The 15,455-nt window shown below is 60.4% G+C and carries 12 protein-coding genes and 1 riboswitch; of the genes, 4 read left to right on the top strand and 8 right to left on the bottom strand.

Features of this window, described 5'->3' with window-relative positions; all coding sequences use genetic code 11:
• Window positions 1-99 (top strand): agmatine deiminase family protein (locus tag AABB87_RS22250; protein ID WP_341973510.1); only part of this gene is annotated, 99 nt, incomplete at its 5' end.
• A 937-nt stretch (window positions 100-1,036) separates the two neighbouring features.
• Entirely contained in the window at window positions 1,037-1,489 is a 453-nt protein-coding gene (locus AABB87_RS22245; RefSeq protein WP_341973503.1) for an ester cyclase, read from the top strand.
• 1,256 nt (window positions 1,490-2,745) lie between these two features.
• Here AABB87_RS22245 and AABB87_RS22240 read toward each other — a convergent pair.
• Window positions 2,746-4,047 carry a HipA domain-containing protein gene (locus AABB87_RS22240; RefSeq protein ID WP_341973508.1) on the bottom strand — a complete coding sequence of 434 codons (1,302 nt, stop codon included), beginning with the start codon at window positions 4,045-4,047 and terminating at the stop codon, window positions 2,746-2,748.
• Window positions 4,034-4,441 (bottom strand): helix-turn-helix domain-containing protein, encoded by a 408-nt coding sequence (locus AABB87_RS22235; RefSeq protein WP_341973502.1) that lies wholly within the window; start codon window positions 4,439-4,441, stop codon window positions 4,034-4,036. The genes AABB87_RS22240 and AABB87_RS22235 overlap by 14 nt, the downstream gene beginning before the upstream one ends.
• A gap of 801 nt (window positions 4,442-5,242) precedes the next feature.
• Here AABB87_RS22235 and AABB87_RS22230 point away from each other — a divergent pair.
• The gene (locus tag AABB87_RS22230; RefSeq protein ID WP_341973501.1) at window positions 5,243-5,410 is read left to right on the top strand and encodes a DUF3309 family protein; all 168 of its coding nucleotides are present in this window, start codon (window positions 5,243-5,245) and stop codon (window positions 5,408-5,410) included.
• A gap of 673 nt (window positions 5,411-6,083) precedes the next feature.
• Window positions 6,084-7,124: an extracellular catalytic domain type 1 short-chain-length polyhydroxyalkanoate depolymerase gene (locus AABB87_RS22225; RefSeq protein ID WP_341973500.1), complete on the top strand. Its 1,041-nt coding sequence runs from the start codon at window positions 6,084-6,086 to the stop codon at window positions 7,122-7,124.
• A 645-nt stretch (window positions 7,125-7,769) separates the two neighbouring features.
• On the opposite strand, the gene AABB87_RS22220 is transcribed toward AABB87_RS22225, so the two are convergent.
• From AABB87_RS22220 to AABB87_RS22190, 6 genes are all read right to left on the bottom strand, one after another.
• Window positions 7,770-9,992, bottom strand: a complete 2,223-nt coding sequence (locus AABB87_RS22220; RefSeq protein ID WP_341973499.1) for a S8 family peptidase — start codon at window positions 9,990-9,992, stop codon at window positions 7,770-7,772.
• A gap of 105 nt (window positions 9,993-10,097) precedes the next feature.
• A riboswitch (cyclic di-GMP riboswitch) is annotated at window positions 10,098-10,184 on the bottom strand.
• Window positions 10,185-10,625: 441 nt separating this feature from the next.
• Entirely contained in the window at window positions 10,626-11,243 is a 618-nt protein-coding gene (locus AABB87_RS22215) for a hypothetical protein (protein WP_341973498.1), read from the bottom strand.
• Window positions 11,244-11,249: 6 nt separating this feature from the next.
• Window positions 11,250-11,549 carry a flagellar basal body protein gene (locus tag AABB87_RS22210; protein ID WP_341973497.1) on the bottom strand — a complete coding sequence of 100 codons (300 nt, stop codon included), beginning with the start codon at window positions 11,547-11,549 and terminating at the stop codon, window positions 11,250-11,252.
• A gap of 697 nt (window positions 11,550-12,246) precedes the next feature.
• The gene (locus tag AABB87_RS22205) at window positions 12,247-12,870 is read right to left on the bottom strand and encodes a PEP-CTERM sorting domain-containing protein (protein WP_341973496.1); all 624 of its coding nucleotides are present in this window, start codon (window positions 12,868-12,870) and stop codon (window positions 12,247-12,249) included.
• A gap of 862 nt (window positions 12,871-13,732) precedes the next feature.
• Complete coding sequence (locus AABB87_RS22195) at window positions 13,733-14,989, bottom strand: FAD/NAD(P)-binding oxidoreductase (protein WP_341973495.1); 1,257 nt, start codon at window positions 14,987-14,989, stop codon at window positions 13,733-13,735.
• 28 nt (window positions 14,990-15,017) lie between these two features.
• Window positions 15,018-15,332 (bottom strand): c-type cytochrome, encoded by a 315-nt coding sequence (locus tag AABB87_RS22190; RefSeq protein WP_341973494.1) that lies wholly within the window; start codon window positions 15,330-15,332, stop codon window positions 15,018-15,020.
• Between the last annotated feature and the right edge of the window lie 123 nt (window positions 15,333-15,455).

Here is a 15,455-nt window from a genome sequence, read left to right as displayed (position 1 = left end):
GAGCACTTCCACGGTCGCGAAGTGGTTCAACTCAACATCGACGCCATTGCCGCTGGAGGCGGAGGAATTCATTGCACGACTCAGCAGCAAGTTCGTTAGTGCGGGTTTTTTCTTCTTTATGTGTCGCCTCAAAACTTTGACTCATGCAAGAGGCATTCGTCCGAGGAATAGTTCAATGGCCGGTATCGGCAGCTGCGGTCATTGAATCACTGAATCTGGAGAACTGCGGGAAGCCTAGTGCTGCGGCTCTCTGAACTTCGGCTTTGGGCACGATCCTGACGGTGGCGGCAGACTGCAAGGTGCCCATTGCAGTCGTCCTGACTGAGCATCTTTAGCCCTGGACCTCTTGCAGAGCGGCAACCTGACGGGTTTGCGGACCAAGCTCTGGACGAGGTTGCCTTGCGCCTACGTTCCCCCCATGGAGCGATCGACGGGTCACGCATGTGCATCTCCAATGCACTACGCTACACCGATTTGGGTGGCTACTGAGCAATCCATCTGGGAATGCAGCTCAGAATTTAGGTGAGGTTTTCGCCTGCTATTTAATGCTGTTGTTTTGCACATCAAATGCCGCACAAAGCCACGCTGCAGGCCGCTTGTAGCCTGATTACATCAACCATGTCATGGGTCATGGGTCATGGGTCATGGGTCATGGGTCATGAGTAGCCGCACCGTAATTCGTCCAGAAGTTCGACTTCAATGGGTTGGCACGGTTTACACGGGCAAGCAGCTTGAGTTGTTCGCGGACATCGCCGGCATCGGCCGTTCACTTCTGACCGTTGTAGCCGATGACTCCGACGAATCGCGATGGCTTGAGTTTGAAGCGGGGCAGCACATAGTTCAGGTCCCAGTCGCCAGAATCGTGGAGATGCTTGAGGTCGCGCCTGGAGACGTTCGATCCGAGACTTGGTAGGAGAAGAGTGATTACAGCAAGTCAGAAAGCCCATAACCGGTTGGTCAAGCGGACCTGCGCCAGTTCCGCTGGCTAGTCCGCTTACCGCGCACCTTAGGCATCGCAACACACGTATTTCCACATATGAACCAGCCCGCTCGAAACCAAATTCTGGGCGCTACCTCCGCGCTCTTTCGCGACGGCCAATTTGAAGCCATCGGCAAGTACTTCGCACCTGACTATCAAGTTCACATGACGGATCAAGACGTACGAGGTGGGCCTGCATTGGTTCGATCAGTCCTTGAGCTGTATCGAGGGGCGTTTCCTGACTTGCGCGTGGAAGTCCAGTTCCTCCTTGAGTCTGCAGACACCGTGGCCTGGCAGAGAACGATGCACGCTACTCACACAGGGGCTTTCAAGGGCTTCCCAAGCACAGGACAGCCAATGGTCTGGCGTGAGATGGTGGTGAGTCGCTTCTCCGGCTCACTCATTGCCGAGGAGTGGGTTGTCACGGAACTTGCAGAGCGGCTCCTACTCGCCCGAAAGTCTCTTGTAGGAAAGGCCCCCAAACCGAAGAGCCCGCGCGGCGATGCATAAGCCCTCGCTCGAGCCGACCCGCAACGGCAGGCACTGTTAGCCTGGCTTTAGGTACTCCGTACGTTGTCTCAGTCCGGGCGTACAGTATCCGCCTACGCGGGCTGCCCAGCTCGAACGCTATGCCGCAAGAAAGAATGAGCTTTGTTCGGCAAAGGAGTTTTGATGCGAAGCAATGAGCCAGTCATGCCCTGCACGCCTGAGGCACCCCAAAAAAAGGGGGTCGTGAATCGCTTCTTGTCATTGCGGGCGATTTGGAAGCTATCGATTGTCGAGCTTGTGTTCTGCGTGACAGTGATCGGCATTGCGGTCTTCAGCACTCTGTTCTGAACTTCATATGTGTAGCTGGCCGTGAGTCTTGAATTCTCAGCTTGGGGCCACGCTTGTGCGGCACAACCCAGCGTTCGAGCCGATTCGCAATGGCTGTCTCTTCAGGCCCTCATTCCGTTCAGGGCCATCAGCTGCTTGATAAAGGCCGGACGCGAATGTCCGTAATGGGCACGAAGCTGGCTGCATAAAGCGGCGGAGAATGTCCGCTGGTCAGGGAGCCGAAAACGTGTTGTCGACCCTGAAGGGAGTCGCAAGAAAGACTCAAGGAGGCTTGATGCGGAACTCAGCACGATTCAGCGCGACGTTCTTCGTTGCGGCGGCCGCGCTGTTCGGCGGGGGCTCACTCGCAGCCAGTGCAGAAAATGCGCCTTGGCCGCCCCTTGGGTGACGCTACTCGTCTCCGGAAGCTCAAGGGCTCAATTCCGATGTGTTGGCTGATGCGTTCGGCTTTGTTCGCGACCACGACACGCGAATCCGCAGCGCCTTTTTCCGCGTTTCGTAGTTCGCAGCCAAACGCATCACTTCTCAGATCCGAGCGCCACAAAAAGTGACACAAATTTCGACCCTCCGCGCAGCCTTTGCGACTGCCCTGCACCGGGTCGTCGTTGAGCGGCTGCTCCCCGAACCCGACTTCGTTGCGTTTCGTCGCTTTGGCTCAAAACAAGTCCTGACCCCCCTCTTCAGAATGGCTTGTGTGCCCTGATAACGCCGACTGACTCAGTCAGCCCAATGTTGGCGGTATAGCAACCTGAGGCCTCGCTTTCATCCGCCCTGTCGAACTGAGCAGCCTTCAGTATGTAAGTTGCCATCTCGCACCAATACATCGCTACGAATGCGATGCAACAGCAAAAGCCTCCTGCATTGCTCGACCGTTCGGGAGGATTGCGCAGAGCCATCTCAATTCCGCCAATTCCGGTACGCATGGCTGACTACGCCGCCATCCGCCCCAGTATCTCTGGAACCACGACATGCTGAAGGGTTCGAACGAGCCGCAGCTCGTTCCCTAAATAGGGTCGGGCATTCTCCGCACAGCCCTGGTTCTCAGCCTCAATCTCGGCAACCAAGTTTGGCAGCGCCTTCACGAGCACTGCCATCATGCGGCTGAGCTCACGTTCGCTCACTCGTTGGGGCAGGCCCAAAGCCTCTCCTGCCTCCAAAATCGACGCTCTCGTGACTTCACCAAAACGCCTAGCGTTCGGAAGCGGAATCATCATGTTGACCGCCGGCCAAGTCGCCCGCTCTTCGGCGAACGCCCGCGTGTGATAAACAGCCGTGCTGAGCAAGTCGTAGAAAGGCGCCAACTCAATACCGTCACTCGTTACTAGGAAAGATAGGTTTTTAAGGTGGCAATCGTCATTGCCAATGAGCACGTTGAAAACCAACCAAGAAAAAAGGCGCAGGCGTGTGCTGGCCCGATTGCGGCAGCAGGCCACGATGTCGGCCAACGTCGTCAACGAGGCATGCCTGTACTTAAAGCTGCGCGCTTTGTTGAGCAGTTGGCAGGCATCAATGATGTGCCGCCGTTGCGTAAGCCCTTGCCCATCGGCGTAGCGGTCAAAACGGGCAACGATATAGACCGGTTCAGGCGTGTAGCGCCGGTACACCTCAGGCACCGTGCCCAGCATGGTCTGGCCGAGCCTCATCGTGATGTATTCGTTGATGACGGACGCCGCATAGTCATCGCTCAGATGATTGGGTTTGAGGATGTGAGTAGAAGGTTCGGCCCCGACCGGTTCAAAGAGTGCGTCATTTTGGTAAATGACCAAGAGCTTGTGCTGTGCGCCAGCGGCAGACATTCGCTTCGGGGCGCCGCTGCTCAGCGTGGCCCGTGGCAGGTTCTGGATGCGCTGACACAGGTCGGCGTCTGAGAGGGCGCGCCTTTCTCCACGGGCGGGTAAGGTTTTCCCGGGAGGCAGCAGCACGAGTGAGCCCGCGGACTCGGCGCCCAAGTATTCAAGCAGGGCAAAGGCATCATCGCCTTTGATTTGAGCCTCCTTGCTCACAGCCTCGCGCAGGGTCTCCTCAGGTAACAAGTTATCAAAATACCACTGCACGGGCCGCTGACTGCCTCCGTCTTGCTGAAACGGCTCGGATCGCGGCAGTCCGGGTGACAAATCAAACCCGTCAGGTGCATCCACCCAACTCGGCTCGTAACAAAAGCGCCACAGGTCGTCCCCTTCGCTCAGGGTGCCGACTTTTCGGTCGTTCAGATAGGCATCAAGTCTTCGCATCGGCGTCACCGTCACTCTTTGCTGCGTCGATGGTCACCGGAGTCGACTCGATGACCGGCGGGTCGATCCGAGGTGGGCTCTTTTTGGTGGATGCCCGACGTTTCACTGAGACAGCGTTGCTGGGCGAGCGGCGCGGCCCTCCTTGTTGCTGCAGCGCAATGAGCTCGGCGTTCGCGTCTTGAGGGATGTCGAGTTGAATCGGAATACCTAATTCATCCAGCAGCTTGAGAACAAGCCCTAGCTGAACAGTTGGCTTTCCATACTCCACATCGCTCACAAATTGCTTACTGACACCTGCAACAGCAGCGAGGTCATCGAGACGGACCTTGGCGCTGCGACGTACGGCGCGAACCGCCAAACCAAGGTCTGCAACAGATTTAATGGTGATGCTCATAAGAAATTCCTACATTCGCAGGAACTTTACTGTCTGACGCCACCAGCTACAAGAAAGTTCCCACAATCGTAGGAATTTTGCAACTCAGATCCTGTAAATTAAATGAAGTTCCTACGGTCATAGGACTAATTTACTCGAACCAACGAATCCGCGAGACTCGTTCATCCAACTGACGCAGCACATTACAGCTCGGGATGACTGCGCAGCTATCCGATGGCCGTTGCCGCGACCGCACGGGGATACGTCCTTGTCTACTACCGATTGCGCCGGGCCGGTTGGGTCTAGCGCCTATTACAGAACCCACCTTGAATGACGCCATGGCTGCTGCCTCATGACGCAGCTCGAAGCTTGCCATCTAGGGTTGCCTAGGCTTTCGCGGCACGCAATTTCCATGCTTGTGCGCTCGCCCGGACTGCTGTCCGGCGATCGACCTGACCCAGTTGCAACTCAGACGGGCGTCTTGCTTGCGAACGGACGGGAGTGTTCGCGCAGGTGTGCTCGGAATGGCTGATGTTTTTGGCTCCGTACGGCATCGCACGGACTCAAGACAGGGATGGGCGGATTCTCGGTCTCGTCAGGGTCTTGCAAAGTCGGGCCTGAACTGCAGCGGCGAGTAGCCACTCCTGTTCTCACAGGCACGCTATGAAACGAGTGACATGACCAAAACGGTCAGTGAGCTTTGTAACAACCTGACGATGGCCGCTTGCTTGCCCCCCCGGCGGGATTCCGGCGGCGCTGGAATTCGGCATATCAGCCGCTGCGATTGAAAAGTCAAAGCTTCATAGCGCGTAGGAGAAAACCATGGATCTATTACTTGTCGTGATTGTGCTTTTGTTGTTGTTTGGTGGCGGAGGCGGGCTGTATTGGGGCATGGGCATGGGTTGGGGCCTTGGCCCAATTGGCTTGATCCTCGTGGCCTTTGTCGTGGCATTCATGCTTTTTGGCTATCGCGGTAGAAGGGGCGGCTGAAAGAAAAAGTTTGCTCCGTTCTTCGGCCCGGCCGGTGATCTAAGACCACCGGTCGGGAGTGACCTGTCGCTGCGTGTCGGACCGTACGACAGGATCTCTGCTGCCAATCTGGTTCGGCGAGTGTGAGGAACGGGTCTAGAGCCGCAGAAGGAAAGGCAACCTCAAGCCCCCGCTTCAAGCACGTTCCTGACCTTTGCATCCAACTTCAAAGTGCCCGGACGAGTCTCTCGCCCCCACTTTCGGACGGCGTCGCACAAAGCCTGCACACAAGTCTTCTCAATCAACAAGCGGACTGGCTTGACGAATAAGGAAATGACTCCTGGCGTGCTAGATTGGCCGCGCGGCGCGGCGCTGCGTTCGCTGGGGTGGTTGCTACTGCGCTGCGGTATCCGCCGACCCCTTGGCGGGCTAGGAGTTCGGCAAGGAGAGTTCCGAGTAGGCCCTCTTGCAGCGGGGCTTGGCGGCGTGGCGTGCGCTAGAACACAGACGCCGTCAAGGCTCCGGCCTACCTTGGTCCTAGATAAAACCCCAGCGATCAACGCGCGATGCACCCCTATCACCTTTCAAAGCCCTGCCGCCATGTCCTCAGCCCGCGCCACGGTGCAAATCGAGCGCAGCGGCCACGCGATCAAGCAGGACCCGGCGCTAGCATCGCGCCGGCCCGCCGTGCAGCATGGCCAAGCGCTCGCTGAGCGCCGCTTGGGCCAAAGCGTTCCAGCGCAATGCCACGGCGTTGGGTCGGCGGGCCGCCCGAGCAGGGGTGTCGGCGCTGACACGCTCAGTGAAGGCCAGCGCAAAATCAGGGGCGAGGGCCAAGACAGTCGCACGGACCAACGCTCGGCCCCCGCCGGGTGCGGGCCAATGGCTGGGCGGTGTGGTCAGTGGCTTAGGGGGAATACGCCGCTATTGGCTGTTCCGACCGCCCGGCATTGCGGCCAAGGAGGCCCGGCCATTGCTAGTCATGTTGCACGGTTGTGGTCAAAACGCGGCCGAATTCGCCGCCAGCACCCGCATGAACGCCATCGCCCGGCGTGAGCGATTCTTGGTGCTCTACCCAGAGCAAGACCGGCTTGCCAATCCGCAGGGCTGCTGGAACTGGTACGACACCGACAACGGCCGGGCCTATGGCGAAGCAGCGCTGATCATCAAGGCCATCGACCAGCTCGGCCTGCGGCAACCGGTGGACCTGGCTCGTGTAGCTGTGGTGGGCCTGTCGGCGGGCGCCAGCATGGCCGCCTTGCTGGCCGCGCGCCACCCCGAGCGTTTCAAGGCGGTGGTGATGCATTCGGGCGTGCCCGTCGGCGCAGCCCACAACAGCCTTTCGGCACTGGCCGCCATGCGCGGCCGCCGTGTCGCCAAGCCGCTGCAAAGTGGGTCAGGCATCAGTGCGGCCGGCTTGCCGCATCTGCTGGTGATCCAGGGCGAGGCCGATCCTCTGGTGGTGCCCGCCAATGGCCGAGCTGCAGCCGAAGGCTGGGCTGCGGCCAGCTTGGCCAGCGCGGGCCCGGTCCGCACGATGCAGCGCGGCCAGCGCTATCCCTTCAGCCTGACCGAATACCAACATGCCGGCCAAGTGGTGGTTGCCTGGGTGGAAGTGGCCCGGCTCAGCCACGCCTGGAGTGGTGGGGCGCCCAAGCGGGCCTTCAGTGATCCGCAAGGGCCAGATGCCTCGCGCATGCTGTGGCAGTTCGTGGCAAAACGTTTCAACGTGTGAAGGGGCTGGACGCCCCTTATTCACGGGCTTTGCCGTGCAGGTGCCAACCCGCGATGAACATGGCGGCTATCAGCGGCCCAAGCACAACGCCGTTGATGCCGAACACCGCCATGCCGCCCAAGGTGTTACCTGTCCTTCGGATGCGCAGTGGTGGCGGCGGCTAGGTGCACGGAGTTGCCACACTGTCATTTCCCTCGAAATGTCCCGGCTTGCGCTAGGCCGGGCTTCGAACAAGCGCCGCACAGCAGACGTTCGGTTCGCCGACCGTTTTGCTCCACTGCGACTTACAGGCGATTCTTCGGCCTCACGGCCCCGATCAGAATCGGCCCGATTGAGCGTCAAGAATCGGTCAACCGTTCCAGGCGCCTCATACTTGGCGTGGGGCGGTTGAATTTCCTATCCGTTAGACGGCTGCAGATTCACTTCCAACAGCGCCCAGGCTACCGGCCTTCACCGGCCTTCACCGGCTTACTCGGCCCAGCGCTGCCAGCGCAAACACCTTCAACGCTGCGGCCCCACGGGCTAGCCCGGATCGATTCAGCATCGAGCTAGCCACGTCTTTGGGCAAGGTCACGCGCTTTTGGCGGACCCCGACCGATTCATCTTGGTCGGAGTTTTCTTGCGCTTATGTCCGCAAGCCCATGCTTACTTGGTGCGCCCGACCACGGCGCTGCTGATGGCGCCTGGCTGGTACGTCAGATACACCCGCTGCACGCCCAGCACTTGTAGGCTGGCGCCTGTGTGCGCCGCGTTCAAGATGGGTCCAGTCCAAGCCAGCGTGCATTGGCCTGCGGCGTTGGTGAGGCAGCTAAGGGTTTGCAGGCCCACGACGCGGGCGCCGACATGGACTTGCAGCAGGGCTTGGACAGTGGCACCGCTCACGGCAGCGCCACGCGCGTCTTTCAGCGTGGCCAAGAACTGCGGCACCCATTCGGCCGCGGTAGGGGTCTTGCGTGCCATGGTGCCGCTCAGTGCCGTCAGCAAGGCCACCGGTGCAGCAGGCCGCACTATTTGGGCGCTTTTTACGCCACCGGTGTAGCTCAGTTGAGGGCCGCTGATGCCTGTGACGGCAAAGCCCAGCACAGGCAGGTTGGCCCAGGGTGCGGCACCGCTGGCGATGCTGCACAGACCGTTGGCGGCCGTGGTGCAGCTGACTTCAGCCGCCATATTCGAGAAGCGAGCCAGCACCTTGGCGCCACTCACTGGCGCGCCCGCTTGGTTGACCACCTTCACGGCGGCGTCGGCCTTCCAGTTGCCCGTCGAGGGGACGCTGCTGGTCAGCGTGATGCTTTGCAGCAGCACCGGCTTGACCGTCGGTGCAGGCGCAGGCGCAGGTGTAGGTGCTGGCGAAGGAGCAGGTGCGGGGGTGGGCGTCACAGCCGCGCCCTGGCCCGCGAACAGCAGGCTGCGGGTGGTGGAGGCTGAAGCGCCCGTGATGGCGTTGAGGCTGGCCTGGGCCAGCAGTTGCGCCCGCACTTGGGCCGGCGCCATCTGCGGGCTGGCTTGCAGCAGCAAAGCGACCGCGCCGGCCGCATGGGGTGCGGCCATCGAGGTGCCATTCATCGCGACCACCGCACTGGTCGAGGCGTGGCCGGCCGAGCTGATGGCGGTGCCGGGCGCCCAGATGGCGACACATTGGCCCCAGTTCGAGAAGCTGGCTTTGACATCGGCTTTGTCGCTGGCCGCCACCGTGATCAAGCCTGCAGCTCGCGCGGGAGACTGGGTGCAGGCGTCCACATTGCTATTGCCGGCTGCCGCCACCACGCTGAATCCTGCCGTTACCAGTCGCTGCACGGCGGCGTCCAGCGTCGTCGAGGCGCCACCGCCCAAGCTCATATTCACCACGCCGGGGCGTTTGCCGTTCGCGGCTACCCAGTCCAGCCCCGCCAGCACCGAGCTGCCAGTGCTGGAACCTCCGCAGTCCATCACCCGCACCGGCACCAAACGCGCGCCGGGCGCCACACCCAAGGTGGCCCCGCCCACCGTGCCGGCCACATGGGTGCCATGCCCATTGCAGTCGCCAGTGCCGCGGCCGTCGTTGATGGCTGAAAAGCCTGCCACCAAGCGGGCGCCAAACTCGTTGTGCGGGTTGATACCAGTGTCCAGCACATAAGCGTTGACGCCATCGCCCCTCAGGCTTTGGCGAAAGCTGTTGTCAAACAGACGTGCACGCTGGTCAATGCGGTCAACACCCCAGGCACGGGCGTCCAGGGTGCGTACGCCGGCCACTTGGCCGGTCGAAAACACGCGGTCGGGCTCGACCGCATCTACGCTGGGGTTGCGCGCCAATTCGGTGGCCACTTCATGGGCCTGCGCCCAAGGCACGGTGATCACGAAACTCTCCACCGCATGCGAAAACTGCTGGCGCACCTGCGCCCTCGGCGACACCGCCAGGACCGACTGTGTCACCACGGCATCCACCGCAGTCGCAACAGCCGAGGCCTTGGCGGCCAGTTGCTTGGCATGCAGGGCGCCGGCGGTGGCTTCTGCGTCGCTCGCGCTCCCCTCAGCGCCCTCGCCGCCGTCACCCGCCGCCGTGGCACTCAGCATATAGGCACGACCGCTGTCCATCACCGCCGCCGGGTTCAGCCGCACGATCAGGCGGACCTCGCTGCCATCCGCTTGCGGATCCGCCTGCCGCTGCTCGGCAAGCACGGTGGCCTCCTCGCCGGGCGCCCAGAGTTTGAACACACGACCCTCCACAAGCACGGAGGCTTCGGCCGCCGCTACCGCGTTAGCACTGGCCGGGGCTTGTGCCTCCTCAGCACCGCCGCCGCAACCCAGCAGGGTCAGTGACAGGGCACTGGCGGCCCAAGCGGCCGGTGTACGAAAGAACCCGATACGGTTTGGGAGGAAGTAAGGAGTCATGGTGGCCGCGCGCAAAAAGATTTGAGGCGAGGGCCACGCTGTACAGCCTGCTCAATCCGACCACATTCGTTGATCGATTTGTGCCCTGGGGCAAAGCCCAGTCAGGCCGGCGGCCCCGCTGCCATAGCACTGTCGTGCTTTAGGCCGGAAGCTTTGCGTCCCTGTCTTTCGACAGGTTTGCCCTCGGTGAAACAGCTGCCAAGAGCAGCTCTTTTCGAACCACTGGTAACAACTTGATACGAATTCTGCGCCGATTCAAAAATTAGTGCCTGTGCTCGCTGTGTCGCCAATGCCCAATCCATGACGAATGCCGCGATTTTGTTTTTCTGATGCACGGCTTTCGGCCTAACGGCTTGGCCGCTTGGCGCACCTTGAGGCCTCCGCGGGCGCGACAGGCTTTCAAAAACCCGAGCGCTACAGTTTGGCGATGCTGCAGCCTCACCGCTACAAGCTCCCTCAACTAAAGCAATTTAGCGGTGCGGGGCCGGCGCGCTTACTTTTGTTCAGCGATATCGCCTTGAAGATGGAAAAACCAGCCCAAAGAACTGCAAGCCTTGAGGTCGGTTCTTGGCCGATTTGTGGCAGTCGCGAGTTGGCCAGTCCGCTCCATCGGCAACTCAGGTCCCCAATAGCCTAGCCCTTGGAAACCGCCGGCGCTGCGGCACGCAGCAGCTTCGGAATCTCGCCCTCACACATCGTTTGGCTCTTGGCGTATTCCTCTGGACTGTCGAAGAGCACTTGGCGGTACTCGAGTCGCTTCCATTCCTGCTTCGCGAACCGCATCACAGAGGCCGAACTCAGCGGCCCGAAGCCGTGATATTGGAGATGTCGAAACTCGTACGCAATCTCGCGGTAGATCTTGACGTGGGTCCACTCGTGCCTGCGGACCAGCGCCTCGGCACACGAGCCGGGAGGCAAATTGCTCGCGATACGCAGGACCGGCCTGACAAACTTCAAGATCACTTGAAGGCCTGAGCAAGTCGCCTGCGGCACGACGGAAATCTCCGTCTGAACGATGACGTGACCCAGATGGACGCCCCTTTCGGAGGCCCCAAAGGCATTGCCGAGCTTCGTGATCTCCGCCGTGGATTTCGAGGTGTCGACTTCCGGGTCAGCAAAGTACTCCGCTGAGAAGCGCACCGGGACGTCGCAAGGCCGAAGCGGCTGCTCGGAGGGCGATACCGTCGGATCAGCGGCGCGCGCAACTCCGTAAAAACCGATCAATGCGAGCAGCGCCGGCCGTAGCAGCATGGCGCGTCAACCAAAGATGTTCAGTAGCGCGCCCATCATCTTGTCTTGCGTCCTGAAGACCGCCAGGTTAGCAAGAAACGAATTCTTCGCTTGTAACTCTGCAACGACATCCGTCTCAGTTGCATTGCCCGGCTGGGCCGCCTGCGACGGTGAGGTGCTCACTCCGGCTGCGCCTGGCTCCGACGCCTGCTGCACCTGCTGGCGCCGGAAATTGGGCGTGTTGAGGTTCGCGATGTTGTGAGCCGCCGCGCCGAGGCTGGTCTGGGCGGCGTTCATGCCTGAGAGGCTGATGGAGGAGGTCGACATGGCGGTACGTGTGTGAGACACATAGTACCGGGGCGGCCCTTCTTGACCCATGTGGGCGGCACGACAAAGCAGAGAGGACTGCGGCGCAAGTCACGCCGTGCCCGACGGCGACACCTGTTTCGCCCCGGGTTTCGAGGAGGCCAAATGGTCTGAGTCAAGCGACGGCGCCGTTGACCAAGACGGTCGGCGAACCGAACGTCAGCGATGCGGCACTTGTTTCAACTGTCGGCCCAGCACGGGCTGGGACATTTCGGGTGCATTGATTTCGAGGCAACTCAGTGCCCAAAGCGGGTATCGGCCCTGGTCGGTTCAGTTCACCTCATCGCCCCATACCGGCGGTGCCCGGCGGGGAATTGGAATGTCGAAAAAGCCGGTTGATGCCCTTCAAAATTGAGACTTGACCCTCGCTTCCATGGTCAATCGCGACTGGGATGATCCGTCCAGCCAATTGCATGAGCGTTATCAGGCAAGCGATTTCGACACCAAGACGCAGGACAAGGTGGTTGGCAAAGGGGTTCGGGTGCTTGCTGGGGCAAGGGACAGGTATCGACCTTAGATTTGAGGCCTGACCGCGAGTTGCCGTGACCCCGAGTTGCCGATTTTCAGACCGGTCGCGCTATGCACCGCGAAAAGCAAAGCGGCGACCCGAAGGTCGCCGCTGTGAGCAAACGTACAGCGGGCAAGCGCCCGCTTGCCATCATGCCTTGCGGCGACGGCTCAGGCCCAGGCCTGCCAAGGCCACTGCGACCAGGGCCAATGCGCCTGGCTCAGGCACGTTGACGGTGATGTCCGAGCTGACCAGACGGGCGCCGTTGGCGTCGGTCACGTACAGGCGGAAATCGGTGCTGCTGGCCGAGAACGGGTCGAAGTTGAATGGACTCAGGAAGTTCATTTCCATGTTCCATGAGTTGAGCGCTACCGGGCCGAAGGCGGCGGTGAGCTCGCTATCAACAAAGTTCACGCCAGCCGTCTGGTCCGAATCGATACCCAGGAACACCTTGCAGCCTGTGCAATTGGCGCCAAGGTTGTACGAAAAGTCGAAGCTCCAGTTTGCATAGTTCTTGCCGTCCGGTGCATACGTGCCGCTCTGGGCGTAGAAGTTGCGCACACCGTCGTTGGCCAGGAAAGCGCCGTTCTTGTAGGCATGTGCGCCGATCGCGACCATCGCGCCGCCGGCAGATGTCTGCTTGTTGAACAGCACGTCTTGCAGGCCCGAGCTGCCGGCCGGCGGCCAGTCACCGCCGGTCAGAGTGGTCAGGCCAGCCTGGGCGGAGAAGGAAACAGCCATCAAGGCGGCGACAGCGGTGAGACGACGAAACATGGGGAACTCCTTGGGTCAAGGTTGTTAAAGTTTGGCGTCAATGCCAAAGGCTAAGCAGCAACCGTGCCACCCCCTAGATCAAGGGCCAAAATCTATAAGAATCAACAATTTGCATATGGGAGGGTAAAAACCCTTGGTGGTTCGATGTAAAAAATTCCGACAGAAAGTGCTGCGCAGAAACCGGACTCAATGCACACAAGTGGGCGATGGAGCGACCTGCGACGCAAGGTCCAAAACTGGTTCTCGCGCGCAAACAGCCTCGGATTGCGGCGCATCACAGTCCTCTCAGAGTGGTGGGCCGCCTGCTGGCGTAATGCGCGGGGCCTCAGGCTCGGCTCAGATGTGCGCCAGTGTTTTGCGCACCTTAGGGCGATCGGCGATAAATGCGACCTGATTCATTTAGCCTCCACACTGAGGACACAGTAGCGAAAAAGCCTCGTAGATCCGCGCAATCAACACCGCCCACAGGTAGCGCGCTTGGGTGTAACGGGTTCAGAGTCATCAAGGACGGGCACCCTCGAAATACTGCTTCTATGATCAGTATTTTGTACGTCGATGTGTCACGCTGGTACGAAGAATCGGCAAGGTTGAACGGCGGACTGAATGCCCGGTATGGGCATATTCTGTTGAAAAAGTCGTTGATCGCCATGACCGTGCTGCTGCCAACGCGGAGGCGAAGACTGCACAGAATGCAAAACGACAAGGGCTCAAGTGACTAACGCCGCTTGATCGAAGAGCTTGACGCGGCTCGATTGACTTAAGGACTTGAGGTTGAAAAGGTCGTTGCCGGATCGTCGGCGGTGAGTCGCAGCGCCGAGACTCGCCGTGTTTGAGCGCGTCATCGGACTGCGATCGGGGAGCATCAGGCAAACGAGTCCACCATCAAGGCCTTGAACCATTGGTTCATGTCATCAAAATTGTCACCGTTCCAACCGGACGAGGCACTGGCGCTGGCGGGCACTGCCTGCATTGTCTTTGACAGCGGATCGTATTGAAAGACGACCGTCAGCCAAGAGGCTTGCGTGCGGGTGATAGTTGAAAAGCAGGCCGAGTTCGTGACTGGCGCTTGATCCGGGGCCAAGCCACCGAAGTAACGCACCAACGCATCGGCGCATACCTTGGCCTCCTGGTTGGCGATATGACCGGCCTTGGGCTGGGTGGTGGCGCTGGAGTCGCCAATCACATGCACCTTGGGCGCGCTCAAGCTGGCGTAGCTCAGCACATCGACCGGCGCAAAGCGGCCGTTGGTGGCCGTCGCCAGGCCGGTTTGTTCGATCAATTTGCCGGCTCTTTGGGGCGGGATCAAGTTGATGACATCGCCATGCACCGCGCCGCCATTGGTGTAAAGCACCATCTGCCGCTCGTCAACCGAGGAGATTTCGACGTTGTTGTGGTATTCGATCACATTGGCATGCAAGCCGAAGAAGGCTTTAGAGAAATTGTCTTTCTCCACCACGATGTCGGGGTTCGCATCCAGCACGATCAGCTTGCTGCCTGGCTTCTTGGCCTTCAACCAGTCGGCCACCAGACAAGCTCGCTCATAGGGGCCGGGAGGGCAGCGATACGGCGTCTTGGGGATCGTCAGCAGCACCGTGCCGCCCGCGCGCATCGCAGCCAACTGCTTGGCCAACTGTTCGGTTTGCACGCCGGCCGACCAGGCATGCGGCATGCGGCTGGGATCGGTCTGGCCGGGCAGCAAATCAAAGCGCATGCCCGGGGCGAGGACAATCTTGTCCGCCACCAGGCGCTGACCCGAGGCCAGCAAAACTGAGCCGTTGACGGCATCGACTTCCAAGACCTCATCCGTGACTAACTTAACACCGTGACGGGTCTTCAGGGCGTCATAGCCAAAGCGCAAGCTGCTCATCGAACGCTGCCCGGTCAACACCAGGCTGCTCATGATGTTGGAGACATAGGCGGGGTTTCGCTCGATCAGCGTCACTTCCAAGCCGCCATTGCTCCACAGGCGCAGGTACTTGGCCACGGTAGCACCAGCCATGCCGCCGCCCACCACAATCACCCTGCCTCCCGCACCGGCGGCTTGGCTGGCCAGGGGGTGCCAAGCGGTCATGCCGGCCGCAGCGGCCATCGCCGCTTGAATGAGTTGACGTCGCTTCATTGCAGACTCCTTTTGATTGATGCGCGGCTCAACGCTGCGTCGATAGCCATTGCGACAGCTCGCGCAGTTGCGCATCGGTGTAGCCCAATGCGTGTTTGGTCATCAAGCCCTGACCCTCGCCGCCAGCCTTCATTTCCTTGAGCTCCTTGTAAACCTCCAGGCTTGACTTACCGGCGATGCGCTCGAAGCCAGGCCCCTTGCCATTGGTGCCATGACACTGGAAACAGTTCGAGGCCAGCAGGCGGCCGGCCGGCACCGGCGGCGTTTGTGCCTGGGCAGCAGTTGCGAGTAAAAAAGGCAGCAGCGCTGCTGCGCCGGACAGGACAAGTCGCTTGCATTGCATAGAGGCCTCCTTGCAGGATAGAGCGGTTGCGATGGGCCCAAATCTACCGAGGCGATGCTGTCGAAACCCAGTCAAAAACATATCGTTACCAACGTGGGCAACGCAGCTTGCCTTTGATCAAGT

Source organism: Roseateles sp. PN1, from assembly GCF_038419725.1.
In the GTDB taxonomy this organism is placed as follows: domain Bacteria; phylum Pseudomonadota; class Gammaproteobacteria; order Burkholderiales; family Burkholderiaceae_C; genus Paucibacter_A.
The sequence above is the reverse complement of the archived record's forward strand: the minus strand, read 5'-3'. Positions and strand labels throughout refer to the sequence as shown.

Excerpts from the sequence above, each read along its gene's own strand:
- AABB87_RS22195 (WP_341973495.1), bottom strand. The coding sequence starts at position 14,989 with ATGAAGCGACGTCAACTCATTCAAGCGGCGATGGCCGCTGCGGCCGGC.
- AABB87_RS22220 (WP_341973499.1), bottom strand. The coding sequence starts at position 9,992 with ATGACTCCTTACTTCCTCCCAAACCGTATCGGGTTCTTTCGTACACCG.
- AABB87_RS22235 (WP_341973502.1), bottom strand. The coding sequence starts at position 4,441 with ATGAGCATCACCATTAAATCTGTTGCAGACCTTGGTTTGGCGGTTCGC.
- AABB87_RS22245 (WP_341973503.1), top strand. The coding sequence starts at position 1,037 with ATGAACCAGCCCGCTCGAAACCAAATTCTGGGCGCTACCTCCGCGCTC.
- AABB87_RS22230 (WP_341973501.1), top strand. The coding sequence starts at position 5,243 with ATGGATCTATTACTTGTCGTGATTGTGCTTTTGTTGTTGTTTGGTGGC.
- AABB87_RS22210 (WP_341973497.1), bottom strand. The coding sequence starts at position 11,549 with ATGTCGACCTCCTCCATCAGCCTCTCAGGCATGAACGCCGCCCAGACC.
- AABB87_RS22225 (WP_341973500.1), top strand. The coding sequence starts at position 6,084 with ATGGCCAAGCGCTCGCTGAGCGCCGCTTGGGCCAAAGCGTTCCAGCGC.
- AABB87_RS22240 (WP_341973508.1), bottom strand. The coding sequence starts at position 4,047 with ATGCGAAGACTTGATGCCTATCTGAACGACCGAAAAGTCGGCACCCTG.
- AABB87_RS22190 (WP_341973494.1), bottom strand. The coding sequence starts at position 15,332 with ATGCAATGCAAGCGACTTGTCCTGTCCGGCGCAGCAGCGCTGCTGCCT.
- AABB87_RS22205 (WP_341973496.1), bottom strand. The coding sequence starts at position 12,870 with ATGTTTCGTCGTCTCACCGCTGTCGCCGCCTTGATGGCTGTTTCCTTC.
- AABB87_RS22215 (WP_341973498.1), bottom strand. The coding sequence starts at position 11,243 with ATGCTGCTACGGCCGGCGCTGCTCGCATTGATCGGTTTTTACGGAGTT.